Source organism: Cellvibrio sp. (genome assembly GCF_053579595.1).
The window spans coordinates 1-8334 of the sequence record NZ_JBRFPI010000197.1 but is presented as its reverse complement, the minus strand read 5'-3'; the positions used below and the strand labels follow the sequence as shown (position 1 = coordinate 8334).

At 47.1% G+C, this 8334-nt stretch carries 9 protein-coding genes; 5 read left to right on the top strand and 4 right to left on the bottom strand.

What is annotated here, in order from left to right:
- The 5 genes from ACWA6V_RS12885 to ACWA6V_RS12865 form a co-directional block, all read left to right on the top strand.
- Positions 1 to 199, top strand: a 199-nt coding sequence (locus tag ACWA6V_RS12885) for a transcriptional regulator (protein WP_449522870.1), incomplete at its 5' end; no start/stop codon positions are given.
- A 158-nt stretch (positions 200 to 357) separates the two neighbouring features.
- Positions 358 to 969 (top strand): YigZ family protein, encoded by a 612-nt coding sequence (locus ACWA6V_RS12880; RefSeq protein WP_449522869.1) that lies wholly within the window; start codon positions 358 to 360, stop codon positions 967 to 969.
- Between the two features lie 52 nt (positions 970 to 1021).
- The gene (locus ACWA6V_RS12875; RefSeq protein ID WP_449522868.1) at positions 1022 to 1912 is read left to right on the top strand and encodes a DMT family transporter; all 891 of its coding nucleotides are present in this window, start codon (positions 1022 to 1024) and stop codon (positions 1910 to 1912) included.
- Between the two features lie 26 nt (positions 1913 to 1938).
- The gene (locus ACWA6V_RS12870) at positions 1939 to 3219 is read left to right on the top strand and encodes a DUF445 domain-containing protein (protein ID WP_449522867.1); all 1281 of its coding nucleotides are present in this window, start codon (positions 1939 to 1941) and stop codon (positions 3217 to 3219) included.
- A gap of 92 nt (positions 3220 to 3311) precedes the next feature.
- Positions 3312 to 4169, top strand: a complete 858-nt coding sequence (locus ACWA6V_RS12865) for a YciI family protein (protein ID WP_449522866.1) — start codon at positions 3312 to 3314, stop codon at positions 4167 to 4169.
- 79 nt (positions 4170 to 4248) lie between these two features.
- Here ACWA6V_RS12865 and ACWA6V_RS12860 read toward each other — a convergent pair whose 3' ends face one another.
- The 4 genes from ACWA6V_RS12860 to ACWA6V_RS12845 all read right to left on the bottom strand — a co-directional run.
- The gene (locus tag ACWA6V_RS12860) at positions 4249 to 4908 is read right to left on the bottom strand and encodes a hypothetical protein (RefSeq protein ID WP_449522865.1); all 660 of its coding nucleotides are present in this window, start codon (positions 4906 to 4908) and stop codon (positions 4249 to 4251) included.
- Positions 4909 to 5061: 153 nt separating this feature from the next.
- Complete coding sequence (locus ACWA6V_RS12855) at positions 5062 to 6252, bottom strand: low temperature requirement protein A (RefSeq protein WP_449522864.1); 1191 nt, start codon at positions 6250 to 6252, stop codon at positions 5062 to 5064.
- A gap of 3 nt (positions 6253 to 6255) precedes the next feature.
- On the bottom strand, positions 6256 to 6540 hold the full coding sequence (locus ACWA6V_RS12850; RefSeq protein WP_310075041.1) for a hypothetical protein: 285 nt from the start codon (positions 6538 to 6540) through the stop codon (positions 6256 to 6258).
- 37 nt (positions 6541 to 6577) lie between these two features.
- A partial coding sequence (locus ACWA6V_RS12845; RefSeq protein ID WP_449522863.1) for an ATP-binding protein occupies positions 6578 to 8334 on the bottom strand: 1757 nt, incomplete at its 5' end.

Here is an 8334-nt window from a genome sequence, read left to right as displayed (position 1 = left end):
ATTTGTAACCCTATGCGAACAATTGGGTGTGAGCGATTCTGTACTTTCCAAACACATTAAATCGCTTGGCGATGCGGATTATGTGGTTGTTAACAAAAAAAACAGCGATGGAAGGCAGAGAACCTGGTTGTCACTCTCATCTAAAGGACGCAAGGCGTTTGCAGGGCATGTTGAGGCGCTGAGGGGAATTGTGGGGTGAGAAATTTGTTAAGTAATCAACAATAGTCATTGACTGAGCACAACAGCAAATGCGGAAAAATATTCGCCTTGATTGTCGATGCTTGCCCTCATAGAAATCGAATTCGCAGTGTAACTTGCACTATAATTCCCGCTTTCGTTTTCACCCTGAGCGATTCCATGTCCGTCTACACCATTCTCGCCGCCCCTATTGCATCAACCACTGAAGAAAAAAACAGTGAATTTTTAACATTTCTACACCCTGTTACTTCGCGTGATGAAGCGATGGCACATGTTGAATGCTACCGAAAACAATATCCCGATGCGGCCCATGTGTGCTGGGCATATGTGATCGGAAATACCCGCCAGCCGCAGACACAAGCATTTAGCGATGACGGCGAACCTTCAGGCACGGCGGGAAAACCTATGTTGCATGTGCTCACTGAACGCGACGTGGGTAATTCACTCGCTGTAGTAGTGCGATATTTTGGTGGAGTAAAATTAGGGGCGGGCGGATTGGTGCGCGCCTACTCGGGTGCAGTCTCTGCAGCAGTGAATTGCGCGCAATTAGTGGAGGTGACACCCTGCGTCCAACTTCACATCGCAGTGGATTTCGCCAAAGAAACAAAAATTCGCCATTTGGTGAATATCTATGACGGGCAAATATTGAATGTGGATTATGCGACGCGCGTTACCCTGGATATTAGCTTGGCCGCCGCGCAAGCGGAATTGTTTACGCAGCAGGTGATCAATGAAACAGCTGGCGATGCGGTTGTTACCATTGATAATTGAGTAGTTACCACCCCCCCTTTATGATTTCGTACCCACCACATTGAACCCCGCCATGAAATATCCTCCTGCGTTAATCGGTATTATTTGTATTCTTGTTGGCACCTTTTGTTTTGCAGCAAAAGGGATTGTCATCAAACTCGCGTATCAATATGGAATCACCGCTACGCCATTGCTGGCATTGCGTATGTTATTTGCAATTCCATTTTATGCGGCGGTTGCGCTCTGGTTGCAAACCCAACAACTCACACCACTCGCAAAAGGTGATGGCTGGAAAATCATTGGGCTGGGATTGTTGAGTTATTACGTCTCCAGTCTGCTCGATTTTATGGGGCTGCAATATATCTCGGCGGGCTTGGAGCGATTGATTTTGTACATCTATCCAACACTGGTGTTATTGATGTTGGCATTTTGGAAAAAGGAAAAAATAACACGTAAAACAAAAATTGCATTGGCACTGGCTTATGCAGGCATGTTGTTGGTATTTATTCAGGATTTACGCTTAACCAGCGAATGGAACTACACTTTGCTGGGTACGGGTCTGGTTATCCTGAGTACCATTTTCTTCGCTTTATTTGTCGTCCTGGCGGGCGATACGATTCCCAAAGCCGGTGCCAGCCGTTTCACGGCTTACGCCATGCTATCCGCTTGTGTAGGCGTGATACTGCACAGTTTAACGCTGGAAGGTGTTGCTAACCTTAAGCAACCGCAACCGGTATATGTTTTAGCTATTATTCTTGCGTTCTTTTGTACTGTTATTCCCAGTTTTTTAATGAACAAGGGCATTAGTGTTATTGGCAGTGGCCGTGCGGCAATTCTTGGTAGTATTGGCCCGGTGATTACTTTATTTCTTGGCGCCCTGATATTGCATGAGCCCATTACACTGGTGCAATTACTCGGAGCTTTACTGGTGATTAGCGGTGTTACCCTCGCCACCAGAAAATAGCAGTGTTGTAAGGGAGTGATCAATGAATGACTAAAGAAATCGAACTGCAAAAATCAAAACGCCTCGCTATGTATTTTCTGGCGTTTGCCGCGTTCACTTTTATTATTACGTTATTTTTGCCTGCCGAGCGATGGTGGGTCGGATTAATGAGGGCGATATCTGAAGCGGCTATGGTGGGCGCGCTGGCAGACTGGTTTGCGGTAGTGGCGCTGTTCAAACGCGTCCCCATTCCAATGGTCTCTGCGCACACCGAAATCATTCCCAAAAATAAGGATAAAATTGCAGATAATCTAGCGCTGTTTGTGCGTGAAAAATTTCTGGATGTGGAATCCATTGTTGCGCTCATTCAAAAACACGATCCTGCACAAAAAGCGGCAGATTGGTTGTGTGCCGCCGACAACACCAAAAAACTGGGCAACTATTTAGTCAAAATAACCGCAGGCATGCTCGATTTTATCGAAGATGCCGCTGTGCAAAAATTCATGACTAAAGCGATTCATGCCATGCTGGATAAAATCGATTTATCCCAATCTGCTGGCATGCTCCTGGACGTCATGACTAAAAATAATCGCCACCAGGCCCTGCTTAACGAAGGGATTAATCAGTTTGCATCAATTTTAGCCGAGGACGAGACGCAGACCTTTATCGCCGAAGGAATTGTTGACTGGCTTAAAGATGAACATCCGGTTGCCGAAAAAATTATGCCTTCAGGTTGGGTTGGTCGCACCGGAGCTGACATTGCAATTAAAGCAGCGAGCCGCTTATTGAATGAGATCAACGAGAACCCTGACCATCAACTGCGCATTAAATTTGATGGCTACACCAACGATTTTATTGCACGCTTGAAAACAGATCCCGAGTTTTTTGAAAAGGCAGAGGAAATCAAACGCTACTTAAAAAATGATGAAACCTTTAATACCTATATGGGTGAACTCTGGTGCGATTTAAAAGACTGGCTCAAACGCGACTGTGCAGATGAGAATTCCGTGCTGCATCAAAAAATCAGTGCTGCCGGTCAATGGTTAGGGGAAACCCTGGCGCATGATGCAAATTTACGCCAATCCCTTAATCAACATATGGAAGACGCAGCAAAAAAAATGGCTCCGGATTTTGCACAATTCCTAACGACACATATCCGGGATACGGTGAAAGGCTGGGATAGCAAAGAAATGTCACGCCAGATTGAATTGAATATAGGCAAAGATCTGCAATATATCCGCATCAACGGCACCATCGTGGGTGGATGTATAGGTTGCCTGCTTTATTTGATATCCCATGCGCAGGAACTTTTTCAGTTTTTATTTTAATCGCGCTGTCGATTTCCCCAAACACCGTTCGACTATTGGGTAGCAAGTAACAAAACCCACCCTAAACATTGGTTTATATAGGAGATACCACAATGAAAGTCATGGTCATAGTAAAAGCATCGCCCGGTTCTGAAGCGGGGAAAATGCCCACTGAGGCGCTGATGACAGCGATGATGAATTTTAATGAGGAGCTGGTAAAAGCCGGCATTATGGAATCGGGCGACGGGCTTAAGCCCAGCAGCCAAGGCTTGCGTGTGCGCTTTAGCGGCGACAAGCGGGTAGTGACGACTGGCCCCTTTACTGAAACAAATGAATTAATTGCCGGTTATTGGATTTGGAATGTGAAATCCATGGAAGAGGCCGTTGAGTGGGTGAAGAAATGCCCTAATCCGATGGAAGAGGAAGAGTCGGATATCGAGATCCGCACCTTTTATGAGATCGAGGATTTTGCAGTTGCTGACCCCGATGGCGTATCACGAGAAAAAGATGCTGCATTGCGCCAAGCACTGGCCATGCAAAAAGTAGAAGTGAACAACTACTTATTTTTCTCTGGACGCTGCGATGAAGCCTTGGCGTTTTACCAACAACATTTAAGTGCGGACATTAAATTCCTGATACGTTTTAACGAGAGCCCTGATGCTGTTCCCGAGGGAATGCTTCAAGACGGTTTTGAAAATAAAGTCATGCATGCTGAATTTAGCCTCGGCAATGTGCGGGTAATGGCATCTGATGGTTGCAATGATGTGGAGAAATTCAGTGGATTTCGCCTGGCACTGAATGTTCCTGATGAAGATGAAGCTCGCCGTATTTTTTCCGCACTTGCGAGCAACGGTGGAAAAGTAGATATGCCTCTGATGAAAACCTTTTGGTCTCCGCTCTACGGGCAGGTCACTGACCAATTTGGTGTGGGTTGGATGGTGATGTTGCCGGGTGAAGAACCCGCGCAATAACCAATGCAAAAAATAAAACTGGCAGGGCATTGGTGCACACTATCTGCGCCAATTTCCTGCCGGTTTTTTTCAACCAGGATTATTTTTCAACCAGTTCGCATTGCCTATGAATAACAGAACTCAGTGCAATCATTAACAAGCCGCTTATCAACAATATGAATAGTGATGGTTCAGGAACCGATGTGGAATAGTCGTAAAATAAATTATCCACCACAGCGCCCGTTCTTAATCCATAAAAGGCTTCCAGTGTAATAAAAGAAATCCCCTCGGGTGCATAAAAACTCACTAACTGATTATCGATATAAGGTGTTTCATTGTAAGGGCCTGCATAACCTGATGTTTGCTGTTGTGCGAGCCAACCATCTTCGCCAAAGGCATTGAGAAATACAGCCTGCTCGTGTGCCGCACTGACATACATACTGACATAGGTTGGCAAGTTCCCAACAAATCGGAGCAATAAAAAATTACTCCCGAGCAGCTGGTTGTCATTGGTGCCATCAGGAAAGGATTGACCTACCAAAAAACCGCCATCAATCAATAAACCTTTATCGAGATACTGGTCAGTGAGTGGATTATCAGAAAAATGGGGAAATAATTCATCAGCAGGGACGTATTGAATGTCGTCAAAATCAATCATAACTGCATTGGCGGAGCTTGCTCCTGTCAGTACCAATGCAACTACCGCAGGAAAGGTCATTTTTTTTAGTTGCTTCGCAATACAAGAAAATATGGCACCCATAATAACCTCCGATCTTTTTTGTGAAGAGATTGCGAGTCACTGTATCGCAGGATTAGCTTAAAACAGGCACCACGCTAACAGAAAAATTTTAATGTTCTTGTGATTCGCAACGACTTTTTACAAAAAGACCTGCCATAAATGACAATATAATTATTATCGGAATGAAAATTTATTTTTTAGCGCCATTGTCTCCCATACTGCTACCACAACCAGAACTCCCGTAGTGACCGCACTCAATGCCAATGCAGAGAAATGGTGATGGGTGGCGAGCGGTATAGCAGCGAGCAGCAACACCAAACCAACCATGTGTGACAAAGGTGGCGTACGACGGTCATTGGTCACCCATTTAAACAACATGCAGCCCAATAGATACAGCGCAGGGCCGCCGATAATGGCCGCTACCCCCGCTGGAGTTACATGGTCGGGATGGGCGAGCACCAGTTCGTCGGCCACCGCGCAGACAATAATGCCCGCTACAATCGGCGCGTGCATGTAAGTGTAAGCGAGGCGCGCCTGGCTGCCGGGGTCGGCAGAGTACAGGATGCGGTGGTGGGCACGCTGCAAACCTGAATCAAAATAAATCCACCAGAGTGCGATTGAACCAATCACCGCCACCAAAAATGCGGCGATAACATTGGTATTCCACTCTTGGTCTGCAAAGGTTGCACCGGTCACCAGCAGCGATTCACCCAGCGCAATAATCACAAATAAGGCACAGCGCTCAGCCATGTGGTTGCCTTCCACATCCCAATCGGTTGTGCTTGAACGCCCCAAACCCGGCACCCAAAAAAGTGCGGCAGGTGAAATAAATTCAATAAAAAAAGCGATGCACCAGAGGATAAAACGCTGCTGCCCTTCCGCAAATCCACCAGCGAGCCAGAACACGGCCGAGAGGCACAACCAGATAAAAATGCGCTGGAAACTGCGCACAAAATTGCGCGCGCTGTTGCGGATCGCGTAGAGGAAAAATGCTGTGCGTCCCACTTGCATACACACATAAGCACAGGCAAATAATAATCCGCGCTCGCCAAACGCATCGGGAATGGAGGCAGACATCAACAAGCCAGCAAGCATCAACGCAAACAAACACAAACGCACTGGCAAGCGGTCAGGATCCAACCAGTTAGTAACCCAGGAGGTGTAGATCCATACCCACCAGACGGCGAGCAAAAGCAAAAAATGTTTGATCGCGCCGTCGAGTGTTAAATGTGCGAGCAGTGAATGGGAGATTTGGGTGATGGCAAATACAAATACCAAATCGAAAAACAGTTCAACCATAGTGACCTTGCCACTTTGGTTACTACTACCCTGATCACCGCCGCGAGCGCGAAGTAAAGACAACATCCATTATTTTCCTTTTTGCAAATGCGTGAGCCGCCACCAGGTAAGCAACGCGGCCGCAGCAGGAACACCAAATACCAACAGGAAGATGGGCAACTCTTGCATAAAGGTATAGCCCGCGTGATTGATGCCGATCCACATATTGATTGCCGCTATGACAAACCAGAGCGGAATAAAGAGCAGCTCCGCTTTGGCCATGGGTTTTACCCCGGCACCGGCAAATACCCGCGCAACCAACTGGCAAAAAAATAGCAATACAAAGCCACCGACCAAAACCATAAGTGTGTGCATAGCGACCCCTATTGAAAAATGACGTTAACAAACAATATTAATTGTGCTGCAGATTCAAACCGAGTGCTACCAATTCCGTCATAGCGGTTAATTCGTCACCCAGTTTATCCACTATTTCTTGCTGCCACTCCCCCGTGTGCAACTGCTGTTCCAGATTAAAACAAATAATTTCCAACTGGCTCATGCCCAAACTGCCCGCCAGGGATTTTAACGAATGCACCTGATTAAGCGCCTCCGCTTGATTGTTTTCCAGCAGTGCGGCTAACTGCACAGGAAACTCTGCGCGCTCACGTGCAAAACGTTCAAGCAGGCGGCGATAGAGCGCTTCATTGCTCATTAAATTATGCAGCGCGCGCGCCGTGTCGATTCCGCCATTGTGCAAAAATTCAAAACTGCTGGCTTTGGGTACCAGATCATCGGCAACACGACAGGCGTGCCCCCACTGCTCCAAGACACGGTGCAATTGCGCAGGCTCAATCGGTTTGGATAAATAATCATCCATACCCGCCGCAAGATAAGCTTCTTTATCACCCGGCAAAGCATTAGCGGTTACCGCAATAATCGGCAAATGTTTTCCTTCGGCCAATTCACGGATACGCGCGGTGGCTTGAACGCCGTCCATACCCGGCAATTGAATATCCATCAGCACCAGATCAAAAGCTTGCTGCGGGATAATGTCGATGGCTTCTGGCCCCGAGCCAACACAGATAGCTGTCGCCTCCATGGATTCGAGCAACGATAAAATAATTTCCTGATTGAGCAAATTATCTTCCACCACCAAAATGCTGCAGTTAATGGGTGATAATTTTTTGGTGCTGGTACCGGGCTGCAAAATATTGGGCGCTGGGGCGCGATTATTTTTTTCCAATTGCACACGCAAATGGAAACAACTGCCCTGCCCTTCGGTGCTTTTGACATCAATGCGCGCCTGCATTAAATCCGCCAGATTTTTACAAATCGACAAGCCCAAACCCGTGCCTTCAAAACGGCGTGCGCTGGAGGAATCCACCTGTTGGAATGGCTGAAATAAATTTTGCACTTTTTCAGCATCAATCCCGATCCCGGTATCTTCCACCTCAAATAATAATTCGACGCGCTCTTGCCAATCGCGCACTTTGGTTACCCGGATACTGATGCTGCCGTGATCAGTAAACTTCACCGCGTTTGCACAGAAGTTAATCAGGATTTGGCCAAGTCTGAGTGAATCACCCAGTAGCACCTTGGGAATTTGCGCATCGATTTCCACATTCACCTGCAGGCCTTTTGCCGCTGCTTTATCCCACACCAGATCGACTGTTTTATCCACCAATTGATCGATGGAAAATTCACTGTGATCGAGCGTCAGCTTACCCGCCTCCATACGCGAGAAATTTAAAATATCATTAATAATTTGCAGCAAATGCTCACCTGAGTCGCGCATTTTTTCCAGATAAGTGCGCTGCTTGGGTTCGGGTTTACTGGCGAGGGCAATATGCGCGAGACCGATAATCGCATTGAGCGGCGTGCGAATTTCATGGCTCATATTGGCCAGGAATTCGGCTTTGGTTTGGGACGCGGCCAGTGCTTCATCTTTAGCAGACATTAATTCATGGGTGCGCTCATTGATCATGTGCTCCAGATTTTGGTTGACCTCTTCCATGCGCTGGTTAGCTACTATGCGCTCGGTGACATCGACCCAAATACAGGTGATCGCTTGCGGCTCTTGCCCCTTGGTGTGGATGATTGGGAAACGCACTATGCGGTAGTAGCGTGGATTGCCGTCGGGGTGGCGCAGTTCGGAGACAACATCATTCC

What these genes read in the sequence shown, in the direction of transcription:
- ACWA6V_RS12870 (WP_449522867.1), top strand. Translation starts at nt 1,939, where the DNA reads ATGACTAAAGAAATCGAACTGCAAAAATCAAAACGCCTCGCTATGTAT.
- ACWA6V_RS12880 (WP_449522869.1), top strand. Translation starts at nt 358, where the DNA reads ATGTCCGTCTACACCATTCTCGCCGCCCCTATTGCATCAACCACTGAA.
- ACWA6V_RS12875 (WP_449522868.1), top strand. Translation starts at nt 1,022, where the DNA reads ATGAAATATCCTCCTGCGTTAATCGGTATTATTTGTATTCTTGTTGGC.
- ACWA6V_RS12855 (WP_449522864.1), bottom strand. Translation starts at nt 6,252, where the DNA reads ATGTTGTCTTTACTTCGCGCTCGCGGCGGTGATCAGGGTAGTAGTAAC.
- ACWA6V_RS12850 (WP_310075041.1), bottom strand. Translation starts at nt 6,540, where the DNA reads ATGCACACACTTATGGTTTTGGTCGGTGGCTTTGTATTGCTATTTTTT.
- ACWA6V_RS12865 (WP_449522866.1), top strand. Translation starts at nt 3,312, where the DNA reads ATGAAAGTCATGGTCATAGTAAAAGCATCGCCCGGTTCTGAAGCGGGG.
- ACWA6V_RS12860 (WP_449522865.1), bottom strand. Translation starts at nt 4,908, where the DNA reads ATGGGTGCCATATTTTCTTGTATTGCGAAGCAACTAAAAAAAATGACC.